We start from the raw sequence: 14,268 nt of genomic DNA, 5'->3' as shown, positions 1-14,268 counted from the left end.
AAACGGGAACTTGGCCAACGCGGCGCGAATCTCCTCGAACGGATCCGTTATTATCGGCGGGCCGCGGGGCGCCCTTCCGCAAAGGGCTAGACCCTCAGGTCAGGGGCGATAATTACGCCCCCGCTCGGTTGCGTAAAAAGCCCCGACACCCAGGCATGAACCGATTGGAAGCACACAGTCCTTGGTTTTGGCAGTGCGCGGGGGCTGCGCGCCGCCGTTTTTTGCGCCAGACCCTGGTCGGCGCGATGATGGGCCTTGCGCCTGCCGCGTGGGCGCAGTTTCGCGTCGAAGTCACCGGGGTTGGCATGCAGCAAATCCCGTTTGCCATCGCGCCGTTTCGCGTGCCGCCCGGCTTGCCCCAGGATGTGGCCGCGGTGGTGGCCGCCGATTTGGTGCGCAGCGGCGTGCTGCGGCAGGTGCCCAGCTCGGCTCAAGGCATGGATGAAACCACGCGCCCGGATCTGGCGCCGTGGAAAGCGCAAGGCGTGGATGCCCTCATCACCGGCAGCGTGCGACCGCTGGCCGATGGCCGCTTCGATGTGCGCTTCCGCCTTTGGGACGCGGTGCGTGGCGCCGATCTCGGCGGGCTGAGCTACCCCGCTGGAGCCAGCCAGCTGCGGCTGGCTGCGCACCGCATCGCCGACTACGTGTATGAAAAGCTCACCGGCGACAAGGGTGTTTTTTCCACCCGTATCGCCTACGTTGGCGAGCTGGGCGGGCAGTTCCGGTTGTGGGTGGCTGATGCCGACGGCGAAAACGCCCAGGCGGCGCTGTCCAGCAGCGAGCCCATCATCTCGCCGGCCTGGTCGCCCAATGGTCAGCAGCTCGCCTACGTGTCGTTCGAAGCGCGCAAGCCCGTCATTTACGTGCATGACTTGGCCACAGGGCGGCGGCGCTTGCTGGCCAGCTTTCGCGGCTCCAACAGCGCGCCGGCCTGGTCGCCCGACGGTCGGCGGCTGTATGCCACGCTGACGCTGGCCGGCAGCTCCCAGATATACGCGTTGGATTTGGACGGCGGCGCCCCGCAGCGCATCACGCAGACCGGCGGCATCGACACCGAGCCGGCCTTTGCCCCGGATGGCAAATCGGTCTATTTCGTCAGCGACCGCGGCGGCGCGCCGCAGATCTACCGCATGACGCCTGACGGACGCGAGGTGACACGGGTGACGTTTGAGGGCGGCTACAACATCTCGCCTGCGGTCAGCCCGGACGGGCGCCATCTGGCCTACGTGACCCGCACTGCGGGCGGCGGCTTCCAGCTGCGTGTCATGGATCTGGCCACCGGCAGCGTCACCGCCCCCACCGACACCACGGCTGATGAAAGCCCAAGCTTTGCGCCCAATGGCCGGCTGTTGGTGTATGCCACCCGGCAACAAGGGCGCGAAGTGCTGATGACCACCACGTTGGATGGTCGCGTCAAAACGCGCCTCAACGCGCAGGGCAACGTGCGCGAACCCGACTGGGGGCCGTTGCTGCCGGTTTGACTGTCCACGTTCGCTTTTTGATCGCCCACTTATGGTTACCATCATGAACGCCATCTCACCCCTTGATCGCTGTGCTGCGCGGGTTGCTTCGCGCTGGTTAGGGTTGGCAGCCGCCGTCGCCATTCTGGCGGGCTGCTCCAGCGTGCGCCTGGATGACCAAGCCCCGGTGGCGGATCGACAACCTACCACCGTGCCGGTGGCGCCGGCCCCGGCGCCGGCAGGGGATGGGGGCGTCGCTGGCGCGGCGACCGGCTCGGCCATCGACCCGCGCAACGTCGCGCCGGTGCAGGCGTCCGCCGCCGATCAAGGGCAGCCGCCGGCCCAGGTCGCGCGGGTGATTTATTTCGACTTTGACTCCTACACGGTCAAGCCGGAATTCATGGCGACGCTGCAGGCGCATGCGCGCTACCTCAACGCCGACCGCAAGCGCCGCGTGGTGCTGGAGGGCCACACCGACGAGCGCGGCGGGCGCGAATACAACCTCGCGCTGGGGCAGAAGCGGGCCGACGCGGTGCGGCGCGCGCTGGCGCTGCTGGGCGTGCAAGACGAACAGATGGAGTCGGTCAGCTACGGCAAAGAAAAACCCGCCGTGCAGGGCAGCGGCGAAGAGGTCTGGAGCCGCAACCGGCGCGTCGAAATCGTGTATCGCTGAGGCGCAGCGGTGATGCCGTGCGAAGGGAGGCTGAATGACGCGTCATGTTCAGCGGATGGGGGTAGCTCAGGTTCGGTGGATGCGCGGCTTGACGGCTGCGCTGCTGGCGGTGTGGGTGGCCACGCCAGCTTGGGCGCTGTTTGGCGACGATGAAGCCCGGCGGGCCATCCTCGAACTGCGCGGTCGCTTGGAAGCGCAGCGCCAGCAAATCGAAGCCCAGCGCCTACTGATCGAGGAGCAGCAGCGCGCGCTGCAAAGCACGCAGCAGCGCTTGCAAGAGCTGCAAAATGCGCTGGAGCCCGCCCGTCTAGGCTTGCTGGAGCAGACCAACCAGACCGAGGCGCTGCGGCGCGAGCTGGCGCAGCTGCGTGGTCAGCAGGAGCAGCTTGCCTTTCAGCTGGCGGAGTTGCAGCGCCAGCAGCGCGATGCGCTGGCTGCGCTGGATGAACGGCTGCGCGCCCAAGAGCCGCTCAAAGTCACGATCGAGGGGCAAGAATTCACCGTCCGCCCGGAAGAAAAGAGCGCTTTTGAATCCGCCATGGCCGCGCTGCGGGCATCCGACTTTCGACGCGCGGCAGAGCTGTATGCCGATTTTTTGCAGCGCTACCCCAGCAGCGGCTACGCGCCGCTGGCGCATTATTGGCGTGGCAACGCTCTCTATGCGGCGCGCGACTACAAGCCAGCCATCGAAGCCTATCAACGCCTGCTGGACGCTTACCCGCGACATCCGCGCGCGCCTGAGGCCATGCTGGCGATCGCCAGCTGCCAGGTTGAGCTCAAAGACGTCAAGGCCGCCCGCGCCACCTGGCAGGCGCTTGTTCAGCGCTACCCCGACAGCGAAGCCGCGGCTGCCGCGCGTGAGCGTTTGAGCCGACTGCGCTGAAAAGCCCTGGGCAGCAAGCCTACAATCGCGTCCTCGAACCTATGGACGCCAACGTTTTATCCACCTTGCGCACCGAAGTCTTGCTGGCGGCGTTTGCCGTCTCGGCCGTTTTTGGGGCGGTGGCGCAACGCACCCATTTCTGCACGATGGGCGCCATCAGCGACGTCGTCAACATGGGCGACTGGACGCGGCTGCGCATGTGGGCGATGGCCATCGGGGTGGCCATGATCGGCTTTCACATGCTGGCAGCGCTGGGCGTGATCGACGCCACCCAGACCATCTACTACAGCGGGCGGGTGATCTGGGCGTCCGCGCTGGTTGGCGGCGCGCTGTTTGGCTTCGGCATGGTGCTGGGTTCCGGCTGCGGCAGCAAGACGCTGGTGCGCTTGGGCGCAGGCAGCCTCAAAGCGTTGGTGGTGTTTGTGGTGATGGGCGTGGCCGCCTACGCCACGTTGCGCGGACTCACCGCGGTGTTGCGCGATCGCACGGTGGATCGGTGGGCGTTTGACATGCAGCCTGGCAGCCCGCTGCCGGCCTGGCTGGCGCGGCAGTGGGGCTGGCCCGAAGCCTGGTCGCTGCTTATCGTGGGGCTCGGCGTAGGGGCGCTCTTGATCCTGTGGGCCGTCTCCAGCGCGGAGTTTCGGCGCAGCTTTGACGCTTGGCTTGGCGGCATCGGCATCGGCTTGACGGTGGTGGCCATGTGGGCGGTCTCGGGCTGGCTGGGCTTTGTGCCGGAGCACCCTGAAACCCTGGAGCCGACGTTCGTGGCTACGCAAAGCGGGCGGATGGAGGCCCTGACCTTTACCGCCCCGATGGCCTACACGCTGGACTGGTTGATGTTGTTCAGCGACGCCAACAAAACCTTGACGCTGGGCGTGGTTAGCGTGCTGGGCGTGGTGGCGGGGTCGGCGGCGTCGGCGCTGGGCACGCGCACCTTCCATTGGGAAGGCTTTGCCGACACGCGCGACACCGCGCTGCACATCGTAGGCGCGGTGTGCATGGGCGTGGGGGGCGTCACGGCCATGGGCTGCACCATCGGGCAGGGTCTGTCGGGCGTCTCGACGCTGAGCGTGACCAGCGTGCTGGCGTTGGTCGGCATCGTGATAGGGGCCCTGGCGGGTTTACGGTTCCAGCTTTGGTTATTGGAGCGTGACTGAGACCAGCGTCGGCGCGGGGGGCGTTGAGGCGCGACGCTTTCGAGGCGTGCCGCGGCTCTACGGTTCGGCGGCGGCTGCCACGTTTGCTGAGGCGCACGCCATCGTGGTGGGCGTCGGCGGCGTGGGCTCCTGGGCCGCGGAGGCGTTGGCGCGCAGCGGCGTCGGGGCGTTGACGTTGATCGACCTCGATCACGTCGCGGAGTCCAACATCAACCGGCAGGTGCACGCCTTGGACGACACGCTGGGCATGGCCAAGGTGCAGGCCATGCGCGCGCGCATCGCGGCCTTCCACCCGGGCTGTCAGGTGGAGGCAGTGGAGGCTTTCGTCGAGCCGGATGGCTGGGTGGCGCTGCTGGAACGCGCTTGCGACCGCCAAGGGCGGCAACGCCCGCTGGCGGTGCTGGATTGTTGCGATCAAATCGCCGCCAAGGTGGCGATGGCTGCCTGGGCGCGCCGCAGCCGTGTGCCGCTTGTGACCGTCGGCGCCGCTGGCGGCAAGCGTTATCCCGAGCGGGTTGAAATCGATGATTTGGCGCGCGCGACCCACGATCCGCTGCTAGCCCGGCTGCGCCAGCAGCTGCGGCGCCGGCATGGCGCGCCAAGCCAAGGCCCGATGGAGCTGGCGGCGGTCTTCAGCCGCGAGCCAGTGGCGCGCCCGGCGGCGGATTGCCCGCAAGTGCCCGACGCCTTTGGCCCCGGCGCCTCGTTAAGCTGCCATGGCTACGGCTCCAGCGTGGTCGTCACCGCCACGTTTGGCTTTTGCGCCGCTGGCTGGGTGTTGAACCAATGGGCTGCAGGAGTCAAGGAGACGCTCTAATCTCTGCTATAATGCAAGCTTTCGCAGCGCACGATAGCGGCGCGGCAAAACAGCTAGGGTCGTTAGCTCAGTCGGTAGAGCAGCGGACTTTTAATCCGTTGGTCGCAGGTTCGAATCCTGCACGACCCACCAAATTCATTCAAATCAAGCAGCCCGCAGACAGCGGGTTTTTTTGTGCGTCTTGGGTTGCGCCCGTCGGCCAGGGGTTCGCAGGATGACATGGGAAGCGTTGGCGGTTTCGACTGGGGTGGTGGCGCTGGCCGAAATGGGCGACAAGACGCAATTGCTGGCGCTGTTGCTGGCGGCGCGCTTTCGCCGCCCGCTGCCGATCGTGGCGGGCATCGTGGCGGCCACGCTGCTCAACCATGCGCTGGCCGGCGCCGTGGGCGCGTGGCTGGCGGCGCACCTTCATCCCACCTGGCTGCGTTGGGGCTTAGGGCTTTCTTTTCTGGGCATGGCGCTGTGGATGCTGGTGCCGGACAAGGTCGAGGAAGGGGATGTCCGCGTTGCGGCGCGCTGGGGCGTGTTCAGCGCTACGGCCTTGGCGTTCTTTCTGGCTGAGATGGCCGACAAGACGCAGGTGGCCACGGTGGCGCTGACCGTGCATTACGCGGCGCCGGTGATGGTGGTGATCGGCACCACGCTGGGCATGCTGATGGCCGACGTGCCCGCGGTGTTCGTGGGCGACCGGCTGGCGCGGCGCGTGCCGATGCGGCTGGTGCACGGGGTGGCCGCAGCGGTGTTTGCGCTGTTGGGTGCAGCCACCTTGCTGGGTGCGGGGGCGTCGCTGGGTTTTTGACACCCCGTTGACGCCGCGTCACAATCGGCACATTCGTGGACGCTGATGTTTGAAACCGGTGTGTGCTCTCCGAAAGCACACCGAGCCACAGACCTGCGAGGAGACTGCCGATGACCCCATTCCCAATAAGCCGTCGCCGCTGGCTGCGCCTGGCCGCTGGCAGCGCCGCTGGCGTGGCCGCGCTGGCCGCGGTGCCCGAGGTGCGCGTGTTCGCGCAGCAGTTGCAAGACTTCATCGAGGGCCCGCCGGTGCCCGATGTGCGGCCCGAGCGCATCGCGCCGCATGTCTGGATGATTTACGCCAAGGATGGCTTTCCCACGCCGGAAAACCGCGGCGTCATGGCCAATGTGATCTTCGTGGTCACCAGCGCTGGCGTAGTGGTGTTGGACTCGGGCTGCTCTTTGCAGCACGGCCAGATGGCCATCCGCATGATCCGCACCGTTACGGACAAGCCGGTGGTGGCCATTTTCAACAGCCATTACCATGGCGACCATTGGCTTGGCAACCACGCCTTTGTCGAGGCTTTCGGGGCCAACCTGCCGATTTATGCGCTGCCGCACACCATTGAGCAAGTCAAGGGCGCCGAGGGGAACTTGTGGCGCAGCCTGATGGAGCGCTGGACCAATCAGGCGACGCTGGGCACCAAGGTGGTGCCGCCCAACACGCCCACCGAGCATGGGCGCACCTACCGGTTCGGCGATGTGACCTTGCGCATGCATCATTACGGACGCGCGCACACTCCATCGGACTTGTGCGTGGAAGTGGTGGAGGATCGCTTCACCTACGTCGGCGATATCGCGATGGAAAACCGCATCGCCAACATCGACGACGGCTCCTACCCCGGCACGTTCAAGTATTACGAGGCGCTGCAAAAAGCCGTGGGCGATCAGGTCTTCTGGCCCGGGCATGGCCGCGGCAGCAAGACGCTGCTGGACGACTATGGCACCTTTCTCAAAGGCATTTGGGAGCCGTGCGTGCAGGCGGTCAAAGACGGCGTGCCGCTGGAGAAAGCCAAAGATTTGGTGTTGCAGGATCCGCGCGTGGCGCGGCGCGCCAAGACCATGGCCGGCTTTGACAGCAACATCGGCAAATACACAAGTCTGGCTTATCTGGAAGCCGAAAAAGAGCTGTTTTAAATCAGCGCCGCAGTGAGCCCGTCTGCGGCTTTGGCCGGGCTAATGGATCCGAACGAATCCCCTTGGGCGCTGGCCTGGGCGCTCGTGTTCGAGGGCGATGCGACGCTTTGGGCCACGGTGGCGCGATCGCTAACTGTCAGCGGCTTGGCCACGGGGCTGGCGTGCGTGGTGGGCGTGCCGCTCGGAGCGTGGCTGGGAGTGGCTCGCTTTCCGGGGCGCGCGGCGTGGATGACGCTGCTGGATGGGTTGTTGGCCGTACCCTCGGTGGTGGTGGGGCTGGTTGCCTATTGGATGCTGTCGCGCTCCGGCCCGCTGGGGTTTTTAGGCTGGCTGTTTTCGTTGCCGGCCATGGTGATGGCGCAAACGGTTTTGGTGTTGCCAGTGGTGGTCAATCTGGTGCGGCGCGCGGTGGAGCCGGCTGAACGCGATCACGGAGAGCAGCTGCGCATGTGGGGGGCCGGCATCGGCTGGCGCGCTGCGCTGCTGGCATGGGATGAGCGGCACGCGGTGCTGTCGGCGGTGTTGCTGGCGTTCAGCCGCGCGGTTTCGGAGGTCGGCGCGGTGATGGTGGTGGGCGGCAACATTGAAGGCTACACGCGCGTCATGACCACCGCGATCGCGCTGGAAGCAAGCAAAGGCGACCTGCCGCTGGCGCTGGCTCTTGGGCTGGTGTTGCTGGCGGTGGTGTGGGCGCTGCACGGGCTGGGGGCTTGGGCGGGACGCGCCGCTCAGCCGCATCGCGCCGGGGTGGGTGGATGAACGACGTCGTGGTGACGCTGCGCGGCGTGGGGCTGCGTGGCGCGCAAGGATGGGCGCTGCGATCCATCGACGCCGTGCTGCGCCGCGGTGAGTGCGTGGCCGTGGTAGGCCCCAACGGCAGCGGAAAAACCACGCTGCTGCGGTTGCTGGCGGGCGTGGCGGCGCCGACCGAAGGGCAGGTGCTGTGCGCACCGGGGCTGAAGGTTGGCATGGTGTTTCAGCGCCCCTTCCTGTTGCGTGCCAGCGTGGGGCTCAACGCCACCTTGCCCGTTTGGCTGCAAGGGGTGGCGTGGTCGCAGGCGCGGCACACCGCTCGCCGGGCGCTGGCGGAGTTGGGCTTGGAGCGACTTTGGCGGCAACCGGCGCATCAACTTTCTGGCGGGCAACAGCAACGGCTGGCGTTGGCGCGATTGTGGGCGCAACAGCCTGACCTTTGGCTGCTGGACGAGCCGGCGGCTAGCCTGGACCCGCAGGCGTGCGCAGAGCTGGAGGCCAGCTTGCTGCGCTTGATGGCGGCGGGGGCCGCACAGGGGGGGCCGCGCACGTTGGTGTTCAGCAGCCACGATTGGGGCCAGGTGCGCCGCCTGGCCACCCGGGTGTGGTGGGTGCAGGGCGGTTGTCTGAAGTGGGACGAGCCGGTGGACGCCTTCTGGGATCGGGTCCAGCCGGCGGCTCATGACCCAGCAGCCCTGCGTGTGAGCCAAGAACCCTTGCCATGAGGCGTCGCGGCTGGTTGCTGGCAACCGCGGCGGTTGGCTGCGTCGGGCCGGCGCGCCGCGGGTGGGCAGCGGCGCCGACGGTTGTGTTGGCCACCACCACGTCGGTGGAGCATTCTGGGCTGATGGCCCATTTGCGAGCGCGCTTGCGCCAAGACACCGGCATCGAGCTGCGGGTGGTGGCCGTCGGTACCGGGCAGGCGGTCGAGCTGGTGCGCCGCGGCGATGCCGACTTGTTGCTGGGGCACGATGCGCAGGCGGAAACCGCCCTGGTGGCGCAGGGCCATGGGTTGCGACGCATCGAAGTGATGGTCAACGATTTGCTGATGGTGGGGCCGCGCCATGACCCCGCAGGCGCGCGCGGCGGGGATGCGGTGCAGGCGTTGCAGCGCATCGCGGCGGCGGGCGCGCCGTGGATTTCCCGCGCGGATCGCAGCGGCACCCACATGGCCGAGCAGCGGCTGTGGGCGCTGGCTGGCGGTCGGGGCCCCATCGGTCGCGGACACCGCGCCTGCGGCTGCGGCATGGGGCCTGCGCTGCAAATGGCGGCGGCGCTGGCGGCCTACACGTTGGCCGATCGCGCCACATGGGCAAGTTTTCGCCACCGTGCCGAGCTGACCGTGCTGGTGCAGGGCGATGCGCGGCTGCGCAACCCCTACGCGGTGGTGGTCACGAACCCGCGCCGCCATCCGCACGTGCAAGCGGAGTGGGCGCAGCGGGTGGCCGACTGGCTGGCCGGGCCGCGAGGCCAAGCGGCGATCGCGGCGTTCCGTCTTCACGGCGAGATGGTGTTTCAGCCAGTGGCCGCTAGCCCCTAGGCCGGCTGACGTCATGGCGACTGCAGCTTGCGGTAAACCGTTGCGCGGCTGATGCCCAACCGCCGCGCAGCCTCGGCGACGTTGCCGCCGGCTTCGGCCACGGCCTGGCGGATCAGGGCTGTCTGGCGGTGGCGCAGCGGCAGCGCCGTGGCCGATGCGCCTGCGGGCGGCTCTTGGCTGGCCAATTGCGCCAGCAGCATCACCCGCAGCCCAGCCCAAGTAGGTGCTTCCCAAGGCGGGCGTTGCCGCCGCGCGGCGTCAAACAGCGCCGAGGCGGGCAAGGCCAGCGCCGCTTCAATGTGGGGCCACGGCGGTTGCAGGTCGAGCATCTCGGCGGCGGCGCGGTTGGCCGCCACGATCGCTCCGTCGCCGTCCAACGCCAAGATGCCATCCGCGTCATCGCCCGGCAGGCGGCCCGGCCAAGCCAAGCGCAGGCTCAGCGCATGGGGCGCCGCCGCCACCAGGGCGTGTTCGATGCGGCGCGCGGTGGCCGCCACCAAGTGCTTGAGCGCACGGCGCTCGGGTGCCAGCACGCCGGTCAGGTCAAGCATGCCGATGCATGCGCCATCCGGGCCAAACAACGGGGCCCCGGCGCAGGAATAAACCGCCGTGTCTTCGAAAAAGTGTTCGCCGCGATGCAGCCACACCGGCATGCGCTCGCCCAAAGCCGCGCCAATGGCGGTGGTGCCGACCGCAGCTTCCGACAAGTCCACGCCGATGCGGGCAATCGCCTGCACATGCGGGTTGGCCAGGTCGGCGGGGCCGTGCACCCCGATGACCACCCCGTGCGCGTCGGTCAGCAGCGCAAAGTAGCCCGTATCCCGCATGGCCTGAGCCAGGCTGCTTTCGATGATCGGCGTGGCCACGCGGCGCAAAGCGGCGTTGCGCTCCAGCGCGCAGCGCTGGGCCGATGCGCCGACTTGATCGAACGTCAAGCGTTCATAGGGCTGGCGACCGCGGGCCAAGCAACGCCGCCACGAGGCGGCAATCCAGTCGGGCAGCACGGTCGGGTCTTCGCGCCGCTCGTCGAGCCAAAGCCGACGCGCGAGCTCAATGGCCTGCAGCCGCGCTGAAGCAGGTTCGGTGAGCGGCATCCGCGGTCTCCTGGCGGACGGGCGCCGTCCGGGCTTTCGGATCGGGCCTGTCTCATTTTGAGAATTTCGACGGTTTTTCGGGGAAAACCCGAAAGCGGATCGGTGCCTTGGCGTCAAGAATAGCCGAAAAAGCTTCCCGCGGGCAGGGGTGATGCCCGGGCATGTTCCAGGAGACCGCGCCATGCACAAGGTGCTGCACATCGATCCGGCCAAGTGCACCGGATGCTTGTCGTGTGAGATGGCTTGTTCTTACGAGCATTTTGGCGTCTTTGCGACGTCCAAATCGCGCATCAAGGTGTTTGACTTTCACCATACTGGCCGCAAGGTGCCCTACACCTGCACCCAGTGCGACGAGGCTTGGTGCCTGCACGCCTGCCCGGTGGAGGCCATCACCGTGGACAAGGTCACCGGCGCCAAGGTCGTCAGCGAAGCCACCTGCGTCGGCTGCAAGGTCTGCACCATCGCCTGCCCGTTCGGCACCATCAACTACGTGGCCGAGACCGGCAAGGTACAGAAGTGCGACCTGTGCGGCGGCCAGCCGGCCTGCGCCGAGGCCTGCCCGACCGGGGCCATCACCTACATCGACGCCAACTGGACGGGCCTGGCGCGCATGCAGCAGTGGGCCGACAAGCTCGGCAACCAGAGCGCCCCGGCGGCGGCCTGACCCCCGCGCATCCGACAACGAGGAGACCGACCATGGCATGGGCTGGCAAGATTCTGCGCGTCAACCTCACCGCGGGCACCTGCACGCCGGAGCCGCTGAACATGGACTGGGCGCGCCAGTACCTGGGTTCGCGGGGGCTGGGCACCAAGTACCTGGTGGAGGAGATCGACCCCAAGGTCGATCCGCTGTCGCCGGACAACAAGATCATCTGGGCCACCGGCCCGCTGACCGGCACGATGGCCTCCACCGGCGGGCGCTACACCGTCATCACCAAGGGGCCGCTGACCGGGGCGATCGCCTGCTCCAACTCCGGCGGCTACTGGGGCGCGGAGCTGAAGATGGCCGGCTGGGACATGATCATCTTCGAGGGCCGCGCGCCCAAGCCGGTCTATCTCTACATCCACGACGACGTGGCCGAGCTGCGCGACGCCTCGCACCTGTGGGGCAAAAGCGTCTGGGAGACCGAGGAGACGCTCAAGACCACGCTGCAGGATCCGCTGCTGCGCATCTCCAGCATCGGCCGCGCGGGTGAGAACCAGGTGCTGTTCGCCTGCGTCGTCAACGACCTGCACCGCGCCGCCGGGCGCTCCGGTGTCGGCGCGGTGGCCGGCAGCAAAAACCTCAAGGCCATCGCCGTGCGTGGCACCAAGGGGGTGGGCAACCTGCGCGATCCGAAGGCGTTCATGGCGGCCACGCGGGCGGCCAAGAAGGTGCTCGCGGACAACGCCGTCACCGGCCAGGGCCTGCCAAAGTACGGCACGCAGGTGCTGATGAACGTCATCAATGAAGTCGGCGCGCTGCCGACGCGCAACCACCGCGACGTGCAGTTCGAAGGCGCGGACGACATTTCCGCCGAGGCCATGCTGCGGCCGCGCCCGACCGACGGCAAAACGCACCTCGTGACGAACCAGGCGTGCTTCGGCTGCACGATCGCCTGCGGGCGCATCAGCAAGATCGACGAGACGCACTTCAGCGTGCAGAACAAGCCGCAGTATTGGGGCGCCAGCGGCGGGCTGGAGTACGAGGCGGCCTGGGCGCTGGGGGCCGCCAACGGGGTGCGCGACCTGGAGGCGCTGCAGTACGCCAACCTGATCTGCAACGAGCACGGCATGGACCCGATCAGCTTCGGCGCCACCGTCGGCGCGGTGATGGAGCTGTATGAGATGGGCGTGCTGACCCGGGAGCAGATCGGGCTGGAGGCGCCGTTCGGCTCGGCGCGCGCGCTGTGCGAGCTGGCTGAGATGACCGCGCTGGGCATCGGCTTCGGCAAGGAAATCGGCCTGGGCAGCAAGCGCCTGTGCGAAAAGTATGGCCACCCGGAGCTGTCGATGAGCGTCAAGGGGCAGGAATTCCCGGCCTACGACAGCCGCGGCATCCAGGGCATGGGGCTGGCCTACGCCACCAGCAACCGCGGCGCCTGCCACCTGCGCGGCTACACGGTTGCTTCGGAGGTGCTGGGCATCCCGGTCAAGACCGATCCGCTGACCACCGAGGGCAAGCCCGAGCTCGTCAAGGCGTTCCAGGACGCCACGGCGGCGTTCGACTCGGCGGGCATCTGCATCTTCACGAGCTTTGCCTGGACGCTGGCGGACGTGGCGCCGCAGGTGGCGGCGGCGTGCGGCGAGGAGTTCACCGTGCAGGAGCTGGAGCGCATCGGCGAGCGCATCTGGAACCTGGAGCGCGAGTTCAACCTGGCGGCGGGCTTCACGGCCAAAGACGACACGCTGCCGCCGCGCCTGCTGACCGAGCCGGCCAAGACCGGCCCGGCCAAGGGACTCGTCAACAGGCTGCCGCAGATGCTGCCAAAGTATTACCAAGTGCGCGGCTGGGACGAGCAGGGCCGCCCGACGCCGCAGACCAAGGCCCGCCTTGGGCTGTGAGTGGCCTGTGCGCTTTTGCTCCCGCGCCCCGGCCGGCTGAGGATGGCCGGCTGGGCCCGGCGCGGGGCCCTTCCCGCGGATGGGAGCCTTGCTGATGACGCACCACGTGATCCTCGGCGCCGGCCCGGCCGGCGTCATCGCCGCGGAGACGATCCGCAAGCACGCCCCAGCCGACCGCATCACCTTGGTCGGCGACGAGCCCGAGCCGCCGTATTCGCGCATGGCGATCCCCTACCTGCTGATCGGCCAGATCGGCGAGGACGGCACGTGGCTGCGCAAGTCGCCGGGGCATTACGAGGCGCTGCGCATCGAGCGCGTGCAAGGGCGAGCGGTGGCGGTGGACGCCGAAAGCCGCACCGTGCAGTTGGCCGATGGCGCCACGCTGGCGTTCGACCGGCTGCTGATCGCCACCGGCTCGCAGCCGCTCAAGCCCCCGATCCGCGGCATCGACCTGCCTGGCGTGCACCACTGCTGGACGCTGGCCGACGCCCGCGCCATCCTGCAGCGCGCCACGCCCGGCGCGCGCGTGCTGCAGCTGGGGGCCGGCTTCATCGGCTGCATCATCATGGAGGCGCTCAAGCAGCGCGGCGTGCAGCTGACGGTGGTCGAGATGGGCGACCGCATGGTGCCGCGCATGATGGGCCCGACTGCGGGCGGCATGATCCGCCGCTGGTGCGAGCAGCAAGGCGTGCGCGTGCTGACCGGCACGCGCATCGAGGCCATTGAGCATGCGGCCCCGTTGCAGGCGCGGCTGTCCAACGGCGAGCGCGTGGCCGCCGACCTCGTCATCATCGCCGCCGGCGTGCGCCCGGCGATCGGGTTTCTGGAGGGCAGCGGCATCCGCTGCCTGCAGGGCGTGCTGACGGATGAGCGCATGCAGACCAACGTGCCGGGCATCTACGCCGCCGGCGACTGCGCCGAGGCGTTCGACAAGGTCAGCGCCCGCTCCATCGTCAGCGCCATCCAGCCCAACGCGGCGGAGCAGGCGCGCGTGGCGGCGCTCAACATGGCCGGCCGAGCCGCCGAGCTGCGCGGCGTCACGCAGATCAACGTGCTGGACACGCTCGGGTTGATTTCCAGCAGCTTTGGCCAGTGGCAGGGCGTGCCAGGCGGCGAGCACGTCGAGTGGGTGGACGAAGCGCGCCCGCGCATGATCAGCCTGGCGTTCGACGGCGACCGCCTGATCGGCAGCAATACGGTTGGCTGGACGGCGCACATCGGCGCGTTGCGCGGCTTGGTCGAGGGGCAGGTGCGCCTCGGGCCGTGGAAAGAGACGCTACGACGCGATCCGACCCAGTTCATGAGCGCCTATTTGGCCTGCGCCCAGGGGCAAGCGGATTGGGCTGGGCCGGGGGACGCGCGCCGCCGTGGGCGCCCTGGCAGCCCAGCCGAAGCCGCGTTACGATGAG

14 protein-coding genes and 1 tRNA gene are annotated in these 14,268 nt (G+C 68.2%); 14 read left to right on the top strand and 1 reads right to left on the bottom strand.

Annotated features, from left to right (window positions below):
• Positions 1-245: 245 nt before the first annotated feature.
• The 11 genes from tolB to Talka_RS06430 all read left to right on the top strand — a co-directional run bounded on the left by tolB (position 246) and on the right by Talka_RS06430 (position 9,221).
• Positions 246-1,484 carry a Tol-Pal system beta propeller repeat protein TolB gene (gene tolB / locus Talka_RS06480; protein ID WP_221933862.1) on the top strand — a complete coding sequence of 413 codons (1,239 nt, stop codon included), beginning with the start codon at positions 246-248 and terminating at the stop codon, positions 1,482-1,484.
• A gap of 43 nt (positions 1,485-1,527) precedes the next feature.
• Complete coding sequence (gene pal, locus Talka_RS06475; RefSeq protein ID WP_143890298.1) at positions 1,528-2,136, top strand: peptidoglycan-associated lipoprotein Pal; 609 nt, start codon at positions 1,528-1,530, stop codon at positions 2,134-2,136.
• Positions 2,137-2,215: 79 nt separating this feature from the next.
• On the top strand, positions 2,216-3,019 hold the full coding sequence (gene ybgF / locus Talka_RS06470; protein ID WP_246100604.1) for a tol-pal system protein YbgF: 804 nt from the start codon (positions 2,216-2,218) through the stop codon (positions 3,017-3,019).
• Positions 3,020-3,060: 41 nt separating this feature from the next.
• Positions 3,061-4,176 carry a YeeE/YedE family protein gene (locus tag Talka_RS06465; protein ID WP_143890297.1) on the top strand — a complete coding sequence of 372 codons (1,116 nt, stop codon included), beginning with the start codon at positions 3,061-3,063 and terminating at the stop codon, positions 4,174-4,176.
• Positions 4,169-4,993 carry a tRNA threonylcarbamoyladenosine dehydratase gene (locus Talka_RS06460; protein ID WP_143890296.1) on the top strand — a complete coding sequence of 275 codons (825 nt, stop codon included), beginning with the start codon at positions 4,169-4,171 and terminating at the stop codon, positions 4,991-4,993. Before Talka_RS06465 ends, Talka_RS06460 begins: the two co-directional genes overlap by 8 nt.
• Positions 4,994-5,049: 56 nt before the next feature.
• Positions 5,050-5,125 (top strand) — tRNA-Lys (locus tag Talka_RS06455).
• Between the two features lie 82 nt (positions 5,126-5,207).
• Positions 5,208-5,792: a TMEM165/GDT1 family protein gene (locus Talka_RS06450; protein ID WP_143890295.1), complete on the top strand. Its 585-nt coding sequence runs from the start codon at positions 5,208-5,210 to the stop codon at positions 5,790-5,792.
• 110 nt (positions 5,793-5,902) lie between these two features.
• A complete protein-coding gene (locus tag Talka_RS06445; protein WP_143890294.1) occupies positions 5,903-6,928 on the top strand; it encodes an MBL fold metallo-hydrolase in 1,026 nt (341 codons plus the stop codon).
• A 42-nt stretch (positions 6,929-6,970) separates the two neighbouring features.
• Entirely contained in the window at positions 6,971-7,687 is a 717-nt protein-coding gene (locus Talka_RS06440) for an ABC transporter permease (protein WP_143890293.1), read from the top strand.
• Complete coding sequence (locus tag Talka_RS06435) at positions 7,684-8,406, top strand: ATP-binding cassette domain-containing protein (RefSeq protein ID WP_143890292.1); 723 nt, start codon at positions 7,684-7,686, stop codon at positions 8,404-8,406. The genes Talka_RS06440 and Talka_RS06435 overlap by 4 nt, the downstream gene beginning before the upstream one ends.
• Positions 8,403-9,221: an ABC transporter substrate-binding protein gene (locus tag Talka_RS06430; protein ID WP_143890291.1), complete on the top strand. Its 819-nt coding sequence runs from the start codon at positions 8,403-8,405 to the stop codon at positions 9,219-9,221. Before Talka_RS06435 ends, Talka_RS06430 begins: the two co-directional genes overlap by 4 nt.
• Positions 9,222-9,232: 11 nt before the next feature.
• On the opposite strand, the gene Talka_RS06425 is transcribed toward Talka_RS06430, so the two are convergent.
• Positions 9,233-10,315 (bottom strand): helix-turn-helix domain-containing protein, encoded by a 1,083-nt coding sequence (locus Talka_RS06425; protein ID WP_143890290.1) that lies wholly within the window; start codon positions 10,313-10,315, stop codon positions 9,233-9,235.
• Between the two features lie 181 nt (positions 10,316-10,496).
• Here Talka_RS06425 and Talka_RS06420 point away from each other — a divergent pair, with 181 nt between their 5' ends.
• From Talka_RS06420 to Talka_RS06410, 3 genes are all read left to right on the top strand, one after another.
• Positions 10,497-10,979, top strand: coding sequence for a 4Fe-4S dicluster domain-containing protein (locus Talka_RS06420; RefSeq protein WP_143890289.1), 483 nt, complete (start codon positions 10,497-10,499; stop codon positions 10,977-10,979).
• A gap of 32 nt (positions 10,980-11,011) precedes the next feature.
• The gene (locus Talka_RS06415) at positions 11,012-12,859 is read left to right on the top strand and encodes an aldehyde ferredoxin oxidoreductase family protein (RefSeq protein ID WP_143890288.1); all 1,848 of its coding nucleotides are present in this window, start codon (positions 11,012-11,014) and stop codon (positions 12,857-12,859) included.
• A 94-nt stretch (positions 12,860-12,953) separates the two neighbouring features.
• Positions 12,954-14,267 (top strand): NAD(P)/FAD-dependent oxidoreductase, encoded by a 1,314-nt coding sequence (locus Talka_RS06410; RefSeq protein ID WP_143890287.1) that lies wholly within the window; start codon positions 12,954-12,956, stop codon positions 14,265-14,267.
• The last annotated feature ends 1 nt before the right edge of the window (position 14,268 follow it).

It is taken from the genome of Tepidimonas alkaliphilus (genome assembly GCF_007556595.1).
Classification (GTDB): domain Bacteria; phylum Pseudomonadota; class Gammaproteobacteria; order Burkholderiales; family Burkholderiaceae_C; genus Tepidimonas; species Tepidimonas alkaliphila.
This window is presented reverse-complemented; position numbering and strand designations above follow the sequence as displayed.

What these genes read in the sequence shown, in the direction of transcription:
- tolB (WP_221933862.1), top strand. Translation starts at nt 246, where the DNA reads ATGATGGGCCTTGCGCCTGCCGCGTGGGCGCAGTTTCGCGTCGAAGTC.
- pal (WP_143890298.1), top strand. Translation starts at nt 1,528, where the DNA reads ATGAACGCCATCTCACCCCTTGATCGCTGTGCTGCGCGGGTTGCTTCG.
- ybgF (WP_246100604.1), top strand. Translation starts at nt 2,216, where the DNA reads ATGCGCGGCTTGACGGCTGCGCTGCTGGCGGTGTGGGTGGCCACGCCA.
- Talka_RS06465 (WP_143890297.1), top strand. Translation starts at nt 3,061, where the DNA reads ATGGACGCCAACGTTTTATCCACCTTGCGCACCGAAGTCTTGCTGGCG.
- Talka_RS06450 (WP_143890295.1), top strand. Translation starts at nt 5,208, where the DNA reads ATGACATGGGAAGCGTTGGCGGTTTCGACTGGGGTGGTGGCGCTGGCC.
- Talka_RS06445 (WP_143890294.1), top strand. Translation starts at nt 5,903, where the DNA reads ATGACCCCATTCCCAATAAGCCGTCGCCGCTGGCTGCGCCTGGCCGCT.
- Talka_RS06440 (WP_143890293.1), top strand. Translation starts at nt 6,971, where the DNA reads ATGGATCCGAACGAATCCCCTTGGGCGCTGGCCTGGGCGCTCGTGTTC.
- Talka_RS06435 (WP_143890292.1), top strand. Translation starts at nt 7,684, where the DNA reads ATGAACGACGTCGTGGTGACGCTGCGCGGCGTGGGGCTGCGTGGCGCG.
- Talka_RS06430 (WP_143890291.1), top strand. Translation starts at nt 8,403, where the DNA reads ATGAGGCGTCGCGGCTGGTTGCTGGCAACCGCGGCGGTTGGCTGCGTC.
- Talka_RS06425 (WP_143890290.1), bottom strand. Translation starts at nt 10,315, where the DNA reads ATGCCGCTCACCGAACCTGCTTCAGCGCGGCTGCAGGCCATTGAGCTC.
- Talka_RS06420 (WP_143890289.1), top strand. Translation starts at nt 10,497, where the DNA reads ATGCACAAGGTGCTGCACATCGATCCGGCCAAGTGCACCGGATGCTTG.
- Talka_RS06415 (WP_143890288.1), top strand. Translation starts at nt 11,012, where the DNA reads ATGGCATGGGCTGGCAAGATTCTGCGCGTCAACCTCACCGCGGGCACC.
- Talka_RS06410 (WP_143890287.1), top strand. Translation starts at nt 12,954, where the DNA reads ATGACGCACCACGTGATCCTCGGCGCCGGCCCGGCCGGCGTCATCGCC.